This is a genomic window from Paraperibacillus marinus, assembly GCF_046237605.1.
Classification (GTDB): Bacteria; Bacillota; Bacilli; order Bacillales; family DSM-1321; genus Paraperibacillus; species Paraperibacillus marinus.
In genome coordinates, this window is the sequence record NZ_CP143542.1 from 1652495 (window position 1) to 1670144 (window position 17650).

Below are 17650 nucleotides of genomic sequence, written 5' to 3' on the forward strand. Positions count from 1 at the left end.
AATGAAAGTTTTATCATACAACGGTCTTACCAAGCATCAAGGAGAAAAGCTGCTGTTCTCGGATATCAGTTTTTCTATTACCGAAGGAGATAAAATTGGGATTGTTGGAGTTAATGGAACGGGAAAGTCCACTCTCCTTCACCTGATAGCCGGAACGGAAGAGGGGGACTCCGGAAGCAAGGACCATCCCAATGACTATAAAATTTCCCTCCTTGAACAGGACCCGGAGTTTGAAGCGGATACGGAACTCTTGGATTATATGTATAAAAGCTCATCTCCTCTTTTTGTGCTGATCAGGGAATATGAAAAGAGCATTGAGGAGCTTCAGGAGAACGCGGAAGACGCACAAATCCAAGAGAGAGTCTTTAAACTGCAGGAAAAAATGGATGCCATGAATGGCTGGGAGGTAAGCGCAAGCTCCAAAGCGATACTATCCAGACTGGGCCTTTCAGAGACATCCAAAAAACTGGGTGAACTTTCCGGCGGCCAGAAAAAAAGGGCGGCACTTGCACGGACACTTATTGAAAGCCCGGATCTTTTAATTTTGGATGAGCCTACCAACCATCTGGATTATCAGAGCATTGTCTGGCTGGAAGATTATCTGGCCAAATATCAGGGATCTGTCTTATTTGTCACACACGACCGTTATTTCCTTGATAAAGTTTCGACAAAGATATGGGAAATTGCCGGCGGCAGGCTTTTTGAATATGTGGGGAATTATTCTGGATTCCTGGAAGGGAAAGCCCTCAGGGAAGAAACAGAAAAAGCTCAGTCTTCAAAGAAAGAAAATCTTTACCGAAAAGAGCTTGCGTGGATCAGGAGAGGCGCTAAAGCGCGCTCTACCAAGCAAAAAGCGAGGATTCAGCGGTTCGAAGAGCTGGAAGGTTCACTAAAAAGCTCTCAAACGGCATCACTCTCCATTGATATGACCGGAACAAGGCTTGGAAAAAAGGTGCTGGAGTTCAAGTCTGTATGGAAATCATTTGCCGGCCAGCCGGTTGTCCAAGATTTTTCATTCCTGATCAAACCGGGGGATCGAATCGGAATCGTCGGCAGAAATGGTGCCGGGAAATCCACACTTTTGAATATGATAGAAGGTTCAGTTACTGCTGATAAAGGTGATCTGGAAATCGGCCAGACAGTTAAAATAGGATATTATAAGCAGGAAAACGAGGATATGGATGAAGAAATGAGAATGATTGCTTATCTTCGTGAAACAGCCGAAGTCATTCATTTAAAAGACGGATCAACAGTTTCAGCGGCCCAGATGCTCGAGCGCTTCCTGTTCCCGATGAATACGCACGGCACTCCGATCAGGAAACTATCAGGCGGAGAGAAGCGCAGGCTGTATCTGCTGAAAATTTTGATGTCTTCTCCAAATGTCCTGCTAATGGACGAACCGACCAATGACCTCGATACGCAGACATTGACCGTTCTTGAAGATTTCCTGGAAAATTTTTCGGGCGTCGTGGTCACCGTGTCACATGACCGCTATTTCCTTGATAAATGTGCAGAACAGATCCTTATTTTTCAGGGAGGGGGACAGATTGATAAATATTATGGATCTTATTCCGAGTATCTTGAAGAAGATGCAGTAAAGGCTGCAAAGCCAGTCCTGACTGCTGCACCGGAGACGTCAGCCAGGCAGCAGGAAAAACCAAAAAGGAAGAAGCTCTCCTATATGGAGTTGAGAGAATGGGAAGGCATTGAGGACAAAATAAGCAGTGTCGAAGAACGCATTGCAGCCATACAGACTGAGCTGGCCGGAACTGGAAGCGATTTTGAAAAGGCGAACAGCCTGATGAAGGAAGAAGAAGATTTATCTGAAGAGCTTGAGAACCTGATCGAAAGGTGGACCGAGCTCTCTCTAAAGATGGATGAAACCCAATAACACAAGGAGGGATCCGGTATGCAGATAAAAGCGATTGAACCAACGCCAAGCCCAAATACCATGAAAATCATTCTGGATGAAGAACTGCCATATGGCAAAAGCAATAATTACAAAGCAGAGAATGCTTCTGAGGCTCCTGGGATCGTCCAGGAACTGCTGGGCATTGAAGGTGTCAAAGGAGTATACCATGTTGCTGATTTTCTTGCGCTGGAGCGGAACGCCAGGTATGACTGGCGGGACATCCTTCAGCATGTAAGGACCATTTTCGGAGAACGCCCGGCCGGGCAGGAGTCGGCAGCAGCGCCCCTTCAGGGATTTGGAGAAGTGGATGTACAGGTCCAGATGTTCAAGGACATTCCTATGCAGGTAAAGCTGAAGGATGCTTCGGCAGAAAAAAGATTCGGTCTTCCAGGGCAGTTTGCTGATGCCCTGGCACATGCCCAGGCTGAAGGAGACAATGTTGTCCTTTTGCGGAAGTGGAAGGATTGGGGTAAGCGGTACGGGGAGCTGGACGAGATTGGAAAAGAAATCATCGGCGAACTGGTCTCAACTTATACAGAAGCCAAGCTGGGTGAACTGGCTGCAGCCGCACAAAATCCCGAATTAAAAGCCGAACATAAAAGGCGGGCAAAAAAGAAACCTGTCCTGGAAGACCTCGATCATCCCGATTGGGAACATCGATACCGGTCGCTTGAAGGAATGGGTGATCCGGAGGTGGAGGATATTCCGCTGCTTGAGAAGGCACTCACTGATGAGAAAATTTCGATCAGGAGGCAGGGAGTCGTGTATCTCGGCATGATTGAAGATCAAAAAGTCCTGCCTGCTCTTTATAAAGCCTTGAAGGACAAGGCAGTGACAGTCAGAAGGACAGCCGGGGACTGTTTATCCGACTTGGGTTTCCCTGAGGCAATGGGGGAGATGGCCGCTGCACTGCAGGATAAGAATAAGCTTGTCCGCTGGCGTGCGGCGATGTTCCTGTATGAGTCAGGCAATGAAAGCGTCCTGCCTGCCCTTCATGCTGCTGAAGATGACCCCGAGTTTGAAGTAGCTATGCAGGTCAAAATGGCAATCGACCGCATTGAAAACGGCGAAGAAGCCAAAGGGTCTGTCTGGAAGCAGATGACAGAGGCCAGGTCAAATAAATAATGGGTATTTGGAGAGATGGCAGCCTGCCATCTCTTTTTTTGCTTTTCTGCTTTAAAACATTTGTCCGTTAAATCAAAAATATATCTTAATTATGTGAAAATTATTGAAATTTTACTGATCAAAGTCTATAGTGGTAAGAAAAACAAAAGGGGAGACTGCTATGCAAAAGGATCTGAGGATAAAAAGCAAGGTTTTTAGTGAAGGGGAAACGAAGATGCCCAATCGCGCAATGCTCAGGGCCGTCGGGTTCACTGATGAAGATTTCAAGAAACCTATGATTGGCATTGCAAGTACCTGGAGTGAAGTGACTCCATGCAATATACATATTGATGAGTTGGCACGCCACGCAAAGAAGGGCGCCAGGGAAGCCGGCGGTGCTCCAATGATTTTTAATACGATTACTGTATCTGATGGAATTTCAATGGGAACTGAAGGCATGAGATATTCGCTTCCAAGCAGGGACTTGATTGCAGATTCCATTGAAACGGTGGTCGGCGGGGAGAGCCTTGACGGTTTTGTGGCAATCGGCGGCTGTGACAAAAATATGCCGGGATGCATGATGGCAATTGCCAGGATCAACCTGCCTGCCGTATTTGTGTATGGCGGCACAATCAAACCGGGTAAATTAAAGGGGGAGGACATCGACATCGTCTCTGCGTTTGAGGGAGTCGGAAAATTCAACTCGGGGGCACTCGATGAAGGGGGCCTTCATCAAATCGAATGCCACGCCTGCCCTGGATCCGGTTCTTGCGGCGGCATGTATACCGCTAATACAATGGCAAGTGCCATAGAAGCATTGGGAATGAGCCTGCCAGGCAGCTCTTCCAATCCGGCAGAGACACCTGAAAAGAGTGAAGACTGCTTCAAGGCCGGACAGGCTGTCTATGCACTGCTTGAAAAAGGGATCTATCCGCGGGATATCCTTACAAAGGATGCATTCCTGAATGCCATCACGGTTGTCATGGCGCTCGGAGGCTCTACAAACGCCATCCTCCATCTCATGGCGATCGCCCACTCAGCAGAGGTTGATCTGTCGCTGGATGATTTCAACAGACTTCAAAAGAAGGTACCTCACATTGCTGACCTTAAACCCAGCGGGAAATACGTTATGCAGGATCTCCATGAAGCGGGAGGTGTCTCTGCGGTCATGAAGGAATTATTGAAAGCAGGCCTTCTAAACGGAGACTGTTTGACAGTAACGGGGAAAACCCTCGCCGAAAATCTGGCAGAAGCAGAGTCACTGAGGGAGGGACAGAAGGTTATTTTCCCTGTGGATACACCCCTTCGTGAAGAAGGACCACTAGTTGTGCTGAAAGGAAATCTGGCCCCGGATGGAGCAGTTGCCAAAGTTTCCGGGCTGAAGGTCACGAATATCACCGGACCGGCAAAGGTATTTGATGATGAACCTAGTGCAGCCGATGCAATTCTCAGGGGAGATATCGCCGCGGGGGACGTAGTGGTCATCCGCTATGAAGGACCAAAGGGCGGACCCGGCATGCCTGAGATGCTTTCCATTTCCGGGATACTGGTCGGAAAAGGACTTGGCGAATCAGTGGCTTTGCTGACGGATGGCCGGTTCTCTGGAGGATCGCACGGATTCGTCATCGGGCATATCGCCCCGGAAGCCCAGTCCGGCGGACCGATTGCATTGATTGAGACAGGGGATATCATCCGTATTGACAGCGTAACTCAGGAGCTGAATGTGGAAGTATCCGAGGAGGAGTTTGCGCGTCGCCGGGAATCCTGGCAGCCGCCTAAGCTTACGGCAAGGGGAAGCCTCGCCAAGTATGCCCGTCTGGTTTCCTGTGCTTCAAAAGGAGCTGTGACCGATTATTTTGAGGAAGAGACAGCAGTAAGAAATTTTGCTGCTTCCAAGTCATAAATCCGTTTCATTGATATCACTGCTTAGAATATAGTATGCTATGGGTACTAATTCATTGCAGGAGGTTAAAATCTATGTCTATGGCATATGAAGAATATATGAAACAGCTTGTCAAACCGATGAGGGAAGAACTGTCTGGCCAAGGATTCGAGGAGCTTCTATCACCCGGACAGGTTGAAGAATTCATGGAGAATAACGAAGGGACAGCACTGATTGTCGTAAACTCGGTGTGCGGATGCGCAGCAGGCCTTGCGAGGCCGTCAGCCGTTGAGGCTGTCCATCAGTCAGAAGCGAAGCCGGCTAAGCTCGCTACGGTTTTTGCCGGTCAGGACAAGGAAGCCACCGCAGCGATGCGCGAATATTTTAAAGGCATTGAACCATCATCTCCTTCTATGGCTCTGGTCAAGGGCAGGGAGGTTGTCCATTTCATTCCCCGTCATGATATTGAAGACCACTCGGTGGAAGAGATAACAGAAAACTTATTAAATGCATTTAATCAGCACTGCAGATAGGGGATGCTCCGGCATTCTCTATTTCTTTGCCTAAAATCAGACTTTAGGGGAGTTAACAGGATGATTGTTACCACGGGCGGAAGAACGAGCGAGGCTTGTATTGCAGAAGCGAAAAAAACAGCAGCCGGCCTCGGGGCGTCTTTCATAGAAAGGAAGAAAAAGCCCATTGCCTTGCTCAAAGAAGAATATCAGGATCATTGCCTGGTGATTGGCCGTGACAGGTGGGAGCTTTACCATAGAGAGGCTGATGAGCCGTTTTTCTTTCATCCCAATATGGCTATGCTCAGACTGAAAAGGATACAAAATGGAAGCGTTGACCCGTTCGCAGAAGCAGCAGGGCTGACCGCGGGGATGACATTCGTTGACTGCACACTGGGCCTCGCAAGTGACTCGATCATTGCCAGCTGGATTACTGGGGATGAGGGACGGGTCATAGGGATAGAAGAGAATAAATACCTTGCCTGTCTGGTGGAACATGGCTTAAAAAATTGGCGGAGCAGGGATAGCGGCCTGAATGTGGCGATGGAGAGAATACAGGTAAAGACGGGAAATCATCTGGATATATTGAAGAAGCTTGAAACCAATAGTGTGGATGTAGTCTATTTCGACCCTATGTTTGAAGAGACAATCGCTGAATCCAGCGGGATAAGACCGCTCGTGCAGTTTGCAGAATCTGCACCTCTGACGCGTGCTGCCGTACAGGAGGCTGTGAGAGCGGCATCTGTCCGGGTGGTGCTTAAGGACCATTTTAGAAGCAGCAGTTTTGAAGAGTTCGGTTTTAAGACAATTAAGAGAAAGTCAGCAAAATTTCACTATGGAATCATAGAAGCTCATTAAAAGGAGCTTTATCATAATACAGTAAAGTCCAGGGGGAAAAAAGTGTTTTTTCTTCGGGCTTTGCTATGCCATTGATCCTGATTCTCTTGCCCTGGCTTTCAGCCAGATTCCAGCGCTGGATCGGAATGGCGGGTGAATATGCCATTTCGTCTAGTAAACCAGTCAGTTCCGCGAGTAATTTCTTTAATCGCCGAGTAAATACGCCGGTACAGAAAGTAAAATAGAGATTCCGGCGAGTAAAGGCCTGAGATCCGCGAGCAAGCGGCATCGGGAGTAGTTCTGATGCTTTTCTGGCAGTAGAATTTGAGTGCTCTTGATGAAAATATAGTTTAAAGAGGGGAAAAGCAGCAGAAAATTTTGAGATTTTATAAAAATACTTTATTATATCTCTCAAGCGGGTCTGCTCCATCCCTTTAGCTTGGACCCTTATGTAAAATTTATCTGCCTGTAAATAGGGGTATATTCAGCCATAAAAAAGGATGTCCCAAACATTAAACTGTACCCCTTGTAAAGGGCATTTTAAAAAAAGCTGGCTGCTTTAAGTAGATGATCTCTGTATTCGGCAGGGGTCATCTTTTTCATATTCCACTGATATCTGTAGTAATTGTAGTATTGGATGGCAGCTTTCACTTCTTGTTTAAGCTCTTCTAAGGTTTCACATGATTTTATATCAGCCAGATCCTTAAAATGACCAAAGAAGGATTCCTGTGGGGCGTTGTCCCAACAGTTTCCCCTCCTAGACATGGATTGTCCCAATCTTAATTTTTTTACCAGCTTCTGATAGGCAGGGCTGGTATAGTGACCTCCCTGATCAGAGTGTATATAGGCTCCTTTAGACAGTTTGATTCTCCTGTTTTTCTTTAACTTCTTTAGTGTATCGGTAGCGATATCAAGAGTAACCCGATCAGATACCTGATGAGCTAAGACTTCATTGGTGGAAGCGTCAATAATGGTTGATAAATACGCCCTTTTTCCTTTTCCGAAATATAGGTAGGTGATGTCTGTAAGGAGGACATTGTAGGGGGTTCCCTGCTTGAATTGTTTTTTGAAATTGTACGCTTTCAAAATCAGGTCCCGAAGGGTCTCGTCCTTTATCTCCCGCCCCTGCCTTCTCTCGACTTGTTTAGCGGAAAAGTAATTATAGTACCCCTGACGGGACACACCAGCTATTTTACAGAGGTGTGAAACCATTCCTGTCAGCTTGTATTTCTCGATGACGGAATGAATGAGGTTGAATTTCTGGTCGGCCGATAACTTTATTTCTTTTTCATCCCCCTTTCGGCGAATCGTATCTTTTTTAACAGCTCGTTTTCTGCTTTCAACAGGTTAGTTTCTGCCTCTAGCCTGGCATATTTTTCTTCAATAGAAAGCTCTCTTTCCCTTGGTCTGCCTGAGTTTCCTGCCCTTGTGTCACGAAGTCCTTGAATCCCGTGGATACGATAAACATCTCGCCACCTTCTGGCAGAAGACTCGATCCGTTTGATTCCTAATACGTCGCTATCGAACCCACAGTCTTCAAATATTTCTCTAGGAAACTTTCCCAGATTAATCTGAGTTATAAAGTGCTCCTTAAAATCATCTGAATAAGTAATACCTTTGGGACTTATTGATTTTACATTGGGATTTTCAGCTAGCAGTTCAATCTCTTTTTCCGAAAATAATTTTCTACTCATACTCTCTCTCCCGCACTACTTTTTAGTCTATTCTACATAAAAAGACCCTGTGCAGTAGACTTTTTTTAATATGTCTACTACACAGGGTACAGTTTACATTGTGGGACATCCTTTTTTTAATCGGTGACCGTCAGGAAGCAAAAATAAAATAACATTAGAAAGCTGATTATTGCCAGAACGATATCCATGGCCATCCTCCTCAAGTATCTTTTCAAATATGTACGTTTTATGAAGAAAAGCAGGTTATTCAATTCTTTTTACCAATATTCAGTTTTTTGAAACCTTTTTTTCTGCAATATCGTATATAATGTGAATATCCAGCCAAATTATTCACTTACCGTTTAAAGATCAGCGCGGCAGAAAAGGAGGTCCTGCATGCAATTACAGAGATGGATTAAAAAGAGTCTGGTGATCCTTATTTCGCTTCTGACCTTTGGTACAATCACCCCTTCAGAATTCCATTGGCTGCAGGAAGCGAATGCCAGTAAAGGGCAGGGCCAGAATAAGGACTCTTTTGCCGAATCCAACAGAAAAGCTGAAGTGGAGTCGAGCATTTATTATTCACGTGATGAACTCATCCAAACCTTTCAGCAACAGGCAGAAATGATCAGCTATCAGAAGTTTGGCACTAAAATAAAGCCGAGGATTGAGAAGGAATTCAAGGAAGTGATCCTTCCAAGAATGGAACTGGCCATTGGCCAAATTTCCTCTGACCTTTCTGATGAAGAGCTTCAAAACCTGGAAATCACAGAAAACCCGGCAGGCGGCAGCGGTGAGAGGATTTTTAACATCACCAGCAGAACATCCGGAAAAACATTGGTGAAATTCCACGTGCGCAGGGAACAGCCCCCGCTTGAGGGCTACTGGTTTAATTTCCACTATCACACAGCAAAGGATCAATTTGCATCCCATCATGACCTTGGGAAGATTTACTGGGATAAAAACACCCCTCCTAATTGGAATACAGCCGCACATTAAAAAGGAGTGCTGCCGCCGGCAGACTCCTTTTTTAATACGTTTGCGAGTCCCCGGGGGAAGTAAATGCAAGCTTCCTTGGCCTCAGTCTGAATTTCCCCTGCCCATGATGAGAAGCCTGTGCGCCAAAAGGAATACTATGAAGAATATAGCAGGTATGCAGATGATGACAAGAAGTGGTTCTCCTATGGAAAAAAGCATCATGCTGAATACCACTGCAAATATGCCCAGATCAAGATAGACGAAAAGGCTGGATCCCCAGACTTCAAATACATCAGCGGCCAATTCAGGATCCCGCTGCAGCAATTCTTGCTTGTTATATATTCTCATTACATCCACCTTCGCTCCTTAAGTACTCATGTATATGAGAAAGAAGGCCGAAGTGTCACAGTGGGACGAATAACTAAAAGTTACAAGTTTCCATCTGGCACGATTTCCATTAGTATTATACTAGAAGAAATAATGGATTTCCGCATGGGGAAAGGAGCAAATATGAGCCAAAGTGAACTTACATATCTAGGTCTGTGCAGCCACATTCTGGAACAGGGGATTAAAAAGGAAGACAGAACAGGAACAGGCACCCTGTCTATTTTCGGCCACCAGATGCGCTTTAATCTGGAGGAGGGGTTTCCGCTTCTCACTACAAAAAGGATCCCATTCAGGCTGATTGCAAGTGAGCTCTTATGGTTTATTAAGGGAGACACCAATATACGCTACCTGCTTCAGCATAATAATAATATCTGGAACGAATGGGCGTTCAAGAAATGGGTTGAAAGCTCTGAGTACAGCGGCCCTGATATGACGAATTTCGGAATCAGGTCACAGGCAGATGCTGAATTCAACAAAATTTATTCCGGACAGATGGAGATTTTCAAGAAAAGAATTCTGGAAGACGGCGTATTTGCTAGTAGGTATGGAGAACTGGGTTCTGTATACGGGAAACAATGGAGAGAATGGGAAACAGCTAAGGGAGGGGCTGTGGACCAGCTGAAGGACGTGGTTGAATCCATAAAAAATAATCCGGATTCCAGGCGCTTGATCGTTTCAGCCTGGAATCCCGGGGACATACCGGGCATGGCCCTGCCTCCATGCCATACCATGTTTCAATTTTATGTATCAGAGGGCAGGCTGTCCTGCCAGCTGTACCAGAGAAGCGGGGACGTATTCCTGGGCATCCCGTTCAATATCGCAAGCTATGCCCTGCTTACTCATTTAATAGCCCATGAGTGTGGCCTGAAGCCGGGTGAATTCATCCACACTATTGGAGATGCACATCTTTATGTGAATCATATGGATCAAGTGAAGGAACAGCTGAGCCGGGAACCCAGACAGCTTCCGTCCTTGTTCCTAAACGAAGAAGTTAAGTCAGTGTTTGATTTTGAAATGGAAGACATCAGGATCGATGGCTATCAGCCGCATGGCCCGATCAAAGCCCCGGTTGCAGTATGACTCTATAATTGCAAAAGACTCAGGCTAGCTTTAGCAGCCTGAGTCTTTTTAGGAAATCTAAACGATTCTCATGGTTTTTTACCGTCATATTCCTGCAGTTCTTTTAAAATGAGGCGAAATTCTTCAGGGGTACAGAACTGTTCTTCCTTGAAATTGTGTGTGATCCATTCGATTAATTCGGATGCTGAATTGAACACTTCCCCGCTCGTATCGCTTTTCCGCACCATATATCTCCCGTTGTCTTCATCCAGTGTTATTTCTACCGGCATGGCCGAATCCAGTGAACACAGTGAGTATTCCAAGCTGGTCACCCCCTTTTTTCCATACTATTTCTTATTCAATCAGTTATATACACCATACCATAAGTTAATCAAATTTTTAGAAATATCAGTTGATTTTTTACTTTGCCATGTTATAATTTACAGATTATCTATCCTATATTGATTTAAAGCAATAAAAACACAGACGAAAAGAGGAGAAAACAATGAACCAGACAGCTGAAACGAGGAGAACGCTCAATGTGGAAGACATCCTGATCGCTCACCGGAATCTTAAAGACATTGTCTCCCATACCCCCCTGCAGCGTAACGAACGCCTTTCCGAAAAATACGGCTGTCAGGTCTACCTTAAAAGGGAGGATCTCCAGCTTATTCGTTCCTTCAAGCTGCGCGGTGCCTTTTACCATATGAAATCACTGAAGGCCGGACAAGTCGAGAATGGGGTGGTCTGTGCCAGTGCCGGCAACCATGCGCAGGGCGTAGCATTTGCCTGCAGGGAACTTGGAATAAACGGAAAAATCTTCATGCCGGCCACCACTCCGCGGCAGAAGGTCAACCAGGTGAATATGTTCGGAAGAGATGCAATTGAAATTATTTTAACTGGTGATACATTTGACGATGCATTCGAAGAGGCCGTAAGATGTGCGGAAAAAGAAAACAGGAGTTTTATCCACCCCTTTGATGATGAGATGGTCATTGCAGGCCAGGGGACAGTCGCTGTAGAGATCATGAATGATTGTGAAGACGACATCGACTATCTCTTTGCGGGCATTGGCGGAGGAGGGCTCATTTCCGGTGTTGGAACCTACATAAAAAGTATTTCCCCGGATGTAAAATGTATCGGTGTGGAACCCGCGGGGGCCGCTTCCATGAAAGCTGCGATGGAGGAGGGAGGCCCAGTGGCCCTGCCGCATATAAGCAAATTTGTAGATGGTGCTGCTGTGAAATGTGTAGGCCATAATACATATGAAATTGCAAAAGGGGTCGTGGATGATATTGCAGCAGTTCCTGAAGGAAAGGTATGTTCCGCCATACTTGAACTTTATAATGAGCATGCCATTGTTGCCGAGCCGGCTGGCGCCCTTTCTGTTGCCGCACTCGATCTATACAAAGAGCAGATAAAAGGGAAGACGGTCGTATGCATCATTAGCGGCGGCAACAATGATATTGACCGCATGCAGGAAATCAAAGAACGCTCCCTCCTTTATGATGGCCTGCTGCATTATTTTATCGTGAATTTCCCGCAAAGGGCTGGTGCATTGAGAGAATTTCTTGATGAAGTCCTTGGAGCTGATGATGATATTACCCGGTTTGAGTATACGAAGAAAAACAATAAAGAGAGCGGTCCAGCCCTTGTAGGGATTGAACTGAAGAAAAAGGAAGACTACCCTGGTCTCGTAGAGCGGATGGAAAAGAAAGCATTCCCTTTTACGGAAGTGAATAAAGACAGCAATCTATTTAACTTGCTGATTTAGATTGAAATACAAATAGAGTTTCAGTTACAATGAAGGAAGCAGGAAGATTTTTCGATACGTCTTTCCATCTTTGGCAAATGACAGTATAAGTAAAGGGGATGTTTCCGTGTTATCAAATATAGGGGTTCCAGGATTAATCCTGATCGTAACGCTCGCTCTCATCATATTCGGGCCAAAAAAGCTGCCTGAAATTGGACGTGCTTTCGGTGATACGCTGAGAGAATTCAAGAAGTCGGCACGCGATCTTTCCAATGATGTGGTTGATGAAGTGAAAGAAGAGCCTAAGCCCGGGAAATAATAAGGTGCTAAAAGTGTGTATATGAAAAGAAGGCGGGTGTGAGATCAGGCTATCTTGCACCTTTTTTAGTGTGATTACATATAGCCGGCTTCAATAGAAAGGCGTGACGATTACCATGCAGGATAAGGAACAGCACCTGACAGAACATTTAGGAGAACTGCGGAAGAGGATCATCATCTCAGCCGTTTCATTTTTACTATTTTTCATTGTGGCTTTTATATACGTAAAGGATATCTATAAATGGTTTGTAAGGGATATAGATTTTAAATTAGTGGTCCTAGGGCCAAGCGATATGATATGGATTTATATGTCCCTGGCAGGAGTGGCTGCCCTGACGGCTGCCATCCCTATGCTGGCACTTCAGATATGGCTGTTTGTTAAGCCTGCCCTCACTCCAAGAGAACAGAGGATCACCTTGAATTACATTCCGGCACTCTTTGTTTTATTTCTGGCCGGACTTTGTTTTGGTTATTTTGTCATATTCCCAACCGTGCTTGATTTTCTAATGAGCTTAACCGGTGATTTGGTGGTTGAAAGCTATACAGCGGATAAATATTTCAAATTCCTTCTTCACATGACGCTTCCATTCGGGATTCTGTTTGAGCTTCCAGTTGTTATCATGTTTTTGACTTCGATTGGAATCATTAACCCGTTTGTCCTTTCGAAAATCAGAAAATATGCTTATTTTGTACTTATAATCGTTGCAATTTCCATAACTCCTCCGGAAGTGACCTCAGATATCATTGTGGCCATTCCTTTGCTGCTCCTCTATGAGCTGAGCATCACGCTGTCAAAAGTGGTGTATAAAAGGAAACTGAAAAAGCAGGGGGACGCGGGGCTGGAAGAGACATTACCTGAATGAGCTTATACATGATAAATTAAATATTTTTTGGCAGGATATGACATGAAAAGCACCCCGATTTCGTGTATAATATGGTTAAACGGTGAAAAAAGAGGATTGATACTTTGCTATTTAAAAGCCTGGAGTTCAAAAATGACAATGGGCAGAAGGTAAAAATTACTGAGATTCCAGTATTGGAGGAAGATAGCACCTTTCATTTCATGATATCAACACGCTTGGAGCGCTTCATTAAAACCGTTTATACCGAAAGCAGGGCGGCAAGTTATTCGTTCAGGGAGCACCTGAAAAAAGAATTAAAATGGCCTGTTTATCAAAAGTTATTCAAAAAACATGAATTAAAAAATAATGCCTGAGAGAGCCCTTCGCCGGCTCTCTTTTTTTTGCGGGGAATTCCTTTAAAGAAAGGCTTATCCATGTTATATAGGTTTTAATACTCTGTTTGTAAAGGTATAATAATAGAGAATTGTAAATGATCAGGATGTGAATGTTAAATGAGTCAAATCAAAATTGTGACAGATTCAACCTCAGACCTCCCGGCGGAGGTATTAAAAAAGTACAATATTGAAGTGGTACCGCTGACTATCTCGATAGACGGCGAGTCCTATGTAGATGGTGTCGACATAACACCTGAAGTATTTCTTGATAAAATGGCAAATTCCAGGGAACTGCCGAAAAGCTCACAGCCACCCGCAGGAGCATTTCTTGAAGCGTATAAAAAAATCGGGGCAGATGGAAGCCGCATTTTATCCATACATATGACGGCAGGACTCAGCGGCACAGTCAGGTCCGCTGAAAGCGCAGCGGGAATGGCTGAAGAAGATGTAACTGTCTGGGATTCGAATTACATATCGAGAGGTCTCGGTTTTCAAGTGGTTGAGGCTGCACAAATGGCTGAGCAGGGAAAATCGATGGAGGAAATTCTCGAACGGCTTGAATACATACGGAAACATACCCGCCTCTATATTATGGTGGATACCCTTGACAATCTTGTCAAAGGCGGAAGGGTCGGAAAAGTCAATGCCTTCCTGGGTTCATTGCTCAACATCAAGCCTATCGCCCTGCTTGAGGAAGGGGTGCTCCAGCCTCTTGCCAAAGCAAGGAGCGGGTCACAAGTCGTCAAGTTTTTGACCAGACAATTTACGGAGGATTTCAATTCCGGACATATAAAAGGGGTGGGAGTCGCCCATGCCAGGGGAGAAGAGATTGCCCTGAAGGTGATTGACTCTATTTCCAGGGCAACTGGAATCAAGGATGTTTCCCTTTGTTTTACAACCCCTATTGTGAGTACACATACAGGTGCAGGTGCTTTTGCCCTTATGTATTATTTTGATTGAAAACAGGGCTGGCTTCAGACGGCTGCCTTTTAGGGCAGCGGAGTCGGAGTCGGCTTTTTATATCCTTTTTTATAGCGTTCATCTATGATCTTTCTGACTTCTTTTATGGTTTTTCCTTCTTTGAAGTTCATAATGGCGGTATGTGCCGTATCAAGGCAGATTCCGCAATTTGCTGCATGTTCATCCCATAGGATGCGGCCGTTTGGCAGTTCCTTGGCGATAAAGCATTGATAGGTATCCATGTGTCCGGCAGATTCATAACAGCCGCAATAGCAGGGGATATAGCTCAATAGTTTTTTGTGGCGAGCCGCTTCCTCATAAATTTTTTTGATATGGGGAGCTTTTCCATTGAGAAATTCAGGAAGAACATCTCTTGATTGTGTTTCCTCCTTCAAATCGCCTCCCCTATTGCTGTGGTGAAAATGACAGTGATTAACTTGGCCGGGCGGGTTGTAAGCCTGTGCGGTGGTGCCATACAAGACGCACGCTAGCGTGCATGCGGTAACGAAAGCTGAAGTTCTTTTGATCATTTTAATAATCCTTTCCTGCTGTTTTTATTAGCTTTATAAATATCTTGCTGAAATATTCAGTGGACAGACATTCTAGAGAACCGGGATAAGTATAGTTAGGATGCCGATCTTTTGTTAAAATAATAGGAGAAACAGACAAATGAGGATGAGCTTGAATGAAGAAATGGAATAAAGCAGTAATGGCATGCCTTGTTATTGTGCTGCTGGCTTCCTGTTCAAAGAGCAGGATTCCCGGGGAACTGGATTACCCGGTGAGGGCATTTAAGGCGGTCAGCCAGGACGGGGAACCTTTCACTGAAAAGGAATTGAATGGAAAAATCTGGGTGGCGGATTTCATATTTACTAACTGCACGACGGTTTGTCCTCCCATGACAGCAAATATGTCAAAGCTCCAGCAGGAGTTAAAAAAAGAAAAGCTGGATGAAGACGTACACCTCGTCTCTTTCAGCATTGATCCCGGTGCAGATAATCCAGGTGCCTTGAAAACATACGGAAGTAAGTTCGGGGCGGACTACCGAAATTGGAGCTTTCTCACAGGATACTCGCAAAGCTTCATTGAAAAATTTTCAGCTGACAGCTTTCATATGCTGGTTAAAAAGCCAGCGGGCGGAGATCAAGTGATCCATGGCACAGAATTTGCCCTCGTAAGCCAGGAAGGGGAAGTTGTAAAAACCTATAAGGGAAATGTAGACTTTCCGCTTGATGACATTATGGAGCATATCAAGATACTTAAAGAGTCATAAAACAAACATGGGTTTCTACCAGCAGCCCATGCATGGAATGGAACCTGGACAAGAGCAGGAACGAACAGAATAAGGCGGTGGAGAGGTGTAAGGCGCAGGCAGGAATGCAAGCTCGACAAATTTTGTTCATAACTAGCTGCAGAAAGCCTTATGATACATGCAGCTCCGCCCTTTTTCTACAGAAAAAACAGGATGTTCGACTTCCTGTTTTTTGTTTTAACCGGTCCCTTTTATAGGTTAAAAGGTTTGAATCTTTCTTCTCGTGTAATAATAAACATAATTAAAGGCGGGTGATCGGATGATAAGGAAAATCGCCTATCTTATATTTTGTCTGCTGTTCTTGAGCTCCTGCAGTCTCGATGGACTCGGGAAAATTGAATTAAAAAAGCATCCTAAGGAACCTGGTCCATTCTCAGAAGAACAAAAGAGGGATATACCCGCCGGCATTGGTGCCCAGGCAGGGAATTTAAACATAGTAACTGTAGGTGATTCCCTCACAAAGGGAGTCGGAGACAGCTTGAATAAAGGAGGCTATCTCAATTACCTGAAGCTGCAGCTTGAAAATGAAGGCGGAATCCGCCCGAAGCTAGTCAACCTCGGGATCAAGGGACAGCGGACGGATCAGCTCCTCGCATGCCTCGATAAGACCGGAACAAAAGAGGTTATGAAGGATGCGGATGTTATCATTATCACCATCGGCGGTAATGATGTCATGAAGGTATTCAGGGAAAATATAACGAACCTCAATATCGATGACTTCAAAGAGGCGCAGGAGAAATACCGCACCAGCCTGCTGGCGATGCTCGCAAAAGTTAAATCGATCAATGATTCAGCTGATGTGTATCTTGTGGGTCTATATAATCCCTTTTATAAATGGACCGCCGATGTAGATGAGCTGACCTGGATACTTGAGGATTGGAATGAAACAGGGGAGTCTGCGGCAGCCCGATTTGACAGCACGTATTTCGTAAGGATAGATGATATATTTGCCATTCCGAGTGAGGAACTCCTGTTTCAGGATGATTATTTTCATCCCAATAGTAAGGGCTATGAACAGATTGGAAATCGTATTTATGATTCCATGGAGAAACATACGTTAAAAAAGATGGTAGAGAACTAGTAAAAAGGGATTGAGGAGCTATGAGTACAGTGAAAAAGTGGAAGGTGCTGTTTTTTGCCCTCCTTGGCTTTAATGTGATTGTGCTGCTGGCATTAATCATCTTGGCCAATCTGCCTGCCAAAAGCATTAAAGGGCTCGATAGGTATCCTGAAAAGGAAAATGTGGGTTTCGATATCCATACCAATAAAGAAGATTTAAATATCCTGATCAACAAATACTTACAAAAAGAGTTAAGCGGCGGTATTGATTATGAAGTGCTGCTGAAGGATGATGTTGAACTATATGGTGAAATGCCTGCCTTTGGCAAAAATCTTGAGATCAAGCTCGCCTTTGAACCTAAGGCACTAAAAAATGGAGATTTGCTCCTGAAGCAGAAATCTATTTCTGTTGGAAAGATGAAATTGCCAGTTTCATACGTTCTCAATGTTATAAACTTTCGTTACAAGACTCCGGATTGGGTGATCATACAGCCTCAGGATGAAACGATTTATGTGTCTCTCCAGAATATGAAGCTGAAAAGCGGCTTTAAAGTCAGGGCACAAAGATTTGACCTTAAGGAAGATAAGATTTCATTCAGGCTTTCCTTCCCTGAAGATAAATAAAAAAGCGCTGGATCACAGGCTGCCGCCTGGAACCAGCGCTTTT

The 17650-nt window shown here is 44.9% G+C and carries 19 protein-coding genes and 1 pseudogene; 15 read left to right on the forward strand and 5 right to left on the reverse strand.

Translation table 11 applies throughout. The features are described from left to right. The first annotated feature begins 1 nt into the window (after position 1). From V1498_RS08410 to V1498_RS08430, 5 genes are all read left to right on the forward strand, one after another. Positions 2-1891, forward strand: coding sequence for an ABC-F family ATP-binding cassette domain-containing protein (locus V1498_RS08410; RefSeq protein ID WP_409298202.1), 1890 nt, complete (start codon positions 2-4; stop codon positions 1889-1891). An 18-nt stretch (positions 1892-1909) separates the two neighbouring features. Continuing rightward, entirely contained in the window at positions 1910-3037 is a 1128-nt protein-coding gene (locus tag V1498_RS08415; protein ID WP_409298204.1) for a conserved virulence factor C family protein, read from the forward strand. Positions 3038-3197: 160 nt separating this feature from the next. Further along, positions 3198-4919 (forward strand): dihydroxy-acid dehydratase, encoded by a 1722-nt coding sequence (gene ilvD, locus V1498_RS08420; protein WP_409298206.1) that lies wholly within the window; start codon positions 3198-3200, stop codon positions 4917-4919. A 74-nt stretch (positions 4920-4993) separates the two neighbouring features. Then, on the forward strand, positions 4994-5431 hold the full coding sequence (locus V1498_RS08425; protein WP_409298207.1) for a BrxA/BrxB family bacilliredoxin: 438 nt from the start codon (positions 4994-4996) through the stop codon (positions 5429-5431). Between the two features lie 60 nt (positions 5432-5491). Then, positions 5492-6268 carry a class I SAM-dependent methyltransferase gene (locus tag V1498_RS08430; RefSeq protein ID WP_409298209.1) on the forward strand — a complete coding sequence of 259 codons (777 nt, stop codon included), beginning with the start codon at positions 5492-5494 and terminating at the stop codon, positions 6266-6268. Here V1498_RS08430 and V1498_RS08435 read toward each other — a convergent pair. Both V1498_RS08435 and V1498_RS08440 read right to left on the reverse strand, forming a co-directional pair. Next, entirely contained in the window at positions 6252-6662 is a 411-nt protein-coding gene (locus tag V1498_RS08435; RefSeq protein ID WP_409298211.1) for a hypothetical protein, read from the reverse strand. The genes V1498_RS08430 and V1498_RS08435 overlap by 17 nt on opposite strands. 125 nt (positions 6663-6787) lie before the next feature. Continuing rightward, positions 6788-7941, reverse strand: a pseudogene (locus tag V1498_RS08440) (IS3 family transposase). A gap of 375 nt (positions 7942-8316) precedes the next feature. On the opposite strand from V1498_RS08440, the gene V1498_RS08445 reads away from it, so the two are divergent. Then, positions 8317-8919, forward strand: a complete 603-nt coding sequence (locus V1498_RS08445; protein WP_409298213.1) for a YpjP family protein — start codon at positions 8317-8319, stop codon at positions 8917-8919. A gap of 81 nt (positions 8920-9000) precedes the next feature. Here V1498_RS08445 and V1498_RS08450 read toward each other — a convergent pair whose 3' ends face one another. Further along, positions 9001-9246 carry a hypothetical protein gene (locus V1498_RS08450; protein WP_409298215.1) on the reverse strand — a complete coding sequence of 82 codons (246 nt, stop codon included), beginning with the start codon at positions 9244-9246 and terminating at the stop codon, positions 9001-9003. Between the two features lie 162 nt (positions 9247-9408). Here V1498_RS08450 and V1498_RS08455 point away from each other — a divergent pair, with 162 nt between their 5' ends. Continuing rightward, positions 9409-10365, forward strand: coding sequence for a thymidylate synthase (locus tag V1498_RS08455; protein WP_409298216.1), 957 nt, complete (start codon positions 9409-9411; stop codon positions 10363-10365). A 68-nt stretch (positions 10366-10433) separates the two neighbouring features. Here V1498_RS08455 and V1498_RS08460 read toward each other — a convergent pair whose 3' ends face one another. Next, positions 10434-10667, reverse strand: a complete 234-nt coding sequence (locus V1498_RS08460) for a hypothetical protein (RefSeq protein WP_409298218.1) — start codon at positions 10665-10667, stop codon at positions 10434-10436. Positions 10668-10849: 182 nt separating this feature from the next. Between V1498_RS08460 and ilvA the strand changes: the two genes are divergently transcribed. The 5 genes from ilvA (at position 10850) to V1498_RS08485 (ending at position 14612) form a co-directional block, all read left to right on the forward strand. After that, complete coding sequence (gene ilvA / locus V1498_RS08465; protein ID WP_409298219.1) at positions 10850-12118, forward strand: threonine ammonia-lyase IlvA; 1269 nt, start codon at positions 10850-10852, stop codon at positions 12116-12118. A gap of 106 nt (positions 12119-12224) precedes the next feature. Beyond that, positions 12225-12416: a twin-arginine translocase TatA/TatE family subunit gene (locus tag V1498_RS08470; protein WP_409298221.1), complete on the forward strand. Its 192-nt coding sequence runs from the start codon at positions 12225-12227 to the stop codon at positions 12414-12416. Positions 12417-12531: 115 nt separating this feature from the next. Beyond that, positions 12532-13278: a twin-arginine translocase subunit TatC gene (gene tatC / locus V1498_RS08475; protein WP_409298223.1), complete on the forward strand. Its 747-nt coding sequence runs from the start codon at positions 12532-12534 to the stop codon at positions 13276-13278. Positions 13279-13382: 104 nt separating this feature from the next. After that, positions 13383-13631: a DUF2535 family protein gene (locus V1498_RS08480; RefSeq protein WP_409288794.1), complete on the forward strand. Its 249-nt coding sequence runs from the start codon at positions 13383-13385 to the stop codon at positions 13629-13631. 138 nt (positions 13632-13769) lie between these two features. Further along, positions 13770-14612: a DegV family protein gene (locus tag V1498_RS08485; RefSeq protein WP_409298225.1), complete on the forward strand. Its 843-nt coding sequence runs from the start codon at positions 13770-13772 to the stop codon at positions 14610-14612. Positions 14613-14641: 29 nt separating this feature from the next. Here V1498_RS08485 and V1498_RS08490 read toward each other — a convergent pair whose 3' ends face one another. After that, on the reverse strand, positions 14642-15007 hold the full coding sequence (locus V1498_RS08490) for a PCYCGC motif-containing (lipo)protein (RefSeq protein WP_409298227.1): 366 nt from the start codon (positions 15005-15007) through the stop codon (positions 14642-14644). Between the two features lie 290 nt (positions 15008-15297). Between V1498_RS08490 and V1498_RS08495 the strand changes: the two genes are divergently transcribed. From V1498_RS08495 to V1498_RS08505, 3 genes are all read left to right on the forward strand, one after another. Beyond that, complete coding sequence (locus V1498_RS08495) at positions 15298-15885, forward strand: SCO family protein (protein WP_409298228.1); 588 nt, start codon at positions 15298-15300, stop codon at positions 15883-15885. A 298-nt stretch (positions 15886-16183) separates the two neighbouring features. Next, entirely contained in the window at positions 16184-17005 is an 822-nt protein-coding gene (locus V1498_RS08500) for an SGNH/GDSL hydrolase family protein (RefSeq protein WP_409298229.1), read from the forward strand. Between the two features lie 20 nt (positions 17006-17025). Further along, positions 17026-17607, forward strand: a complete 582-nt coding sequence (locus tag V1498_RS08505; protein WP_409298231.1) for a YpmS family protein — start codon at positions 17026-17028, stop codon at positions 17605-17607. The last annotated feature ends 43 nt before the right edge of the window (positions 17608-17650 follow it).

Bases quoted from the DNA above. Each gene is read 5' to 3' on its own strand.
- V1498_RS08410 (WP_409298202.1), top strand. From the start codon at position 2: ATGAAAGTTTTATCATACAACGGTCTTACCAAGCATCAAGGAGAAAAG.
- V1498_RS08415 (WP_409298204.1), top strand. From the start codon at position 1,910: ATGCAGATAAAAGCGATTGAACCAACGCCAAGCCCAAATACCATGAAA.
- ilvD (WP_409298206.1), top strand. From the start codon at position 3,198: ATGCAAAAGGATCTGAGGATAAAAAGCAAGGTTTTTAGTGAAGGGGAA.
- V1498_RS08425 (WP_409298207.1), top strand. From the start codon at position 4,994: ATGTCTATGGCATATGAAGAATATATGAAACAGCTTGTCAAACCGATG.
- V1498_RS08430 (WP_409298209.1), top strand. From the start codon at position 5,492: ATGATTGTTACCACGGGCGGAAGAACGAGCGAGGCTTGTATTGCAGAA.
- V1498_RS08445 (WP_409298213.1), top strand. From the start codon at position 8,317: ATGCAATTACAGAGATGGATTAAAAAGAGTCTGGTGATCCTTATTTCG.
- V1498_RS08450 (WP_409298215.1), bottom strand. From the start codon at position 9,246: ATGAGAATATATAACAAGCAAGAATTGCTGCAGCGGGATCCTGAATTG.
- V1498_RS08455 (WP_409298216.1), top strand. From the start codon at position 9,409: ATGAGCCAAAGTGAACTTACATATCTAGGTCTGTGCAGCCACATTCTG.
- ilvA (WP_409298219.1), top strand. From the start codon at position 10,850: ATGAACCAGACAGCTGAAACGAGGAGAACGCTCAATGTGGAAGACATC.
- tatC (WP_409298223.1), top strand. From the start codon at position 12,532: ATGCAGGATAAGGAACAGCACCTGACAGAACATTTAGGAGAACTGCGG.
- V1498_RS08485 (WP_409298225.1), top strand. From the start codon at position 13,770: ATGAGTCAAATCAAAATTGTGACAGATTCAACCTCAGACCTCCCGGCG.
- V1498_RS08495 (WP_409298228.1), top strand. From the start codon at position 15,298: ATGAAGAAATGGAATAAAGCAGTAATGGCATGCCTTGTTATTGTGCTG.
- V1498_RS08500 (WP_409298229.1), top strand. From the start codon at position 16,184: ATGATAAGGAAAATCGCCTATCTTATATTTTGTCTGCTGTTCTTGAGC.
- V1498_RS08505 (WP_409298231.1), top strand. From the start codon at position 17,026: ATGAGTACAGTGAAAAAGTGGAAGGTGCTGTTTTTTGCCCTCCTTGGC.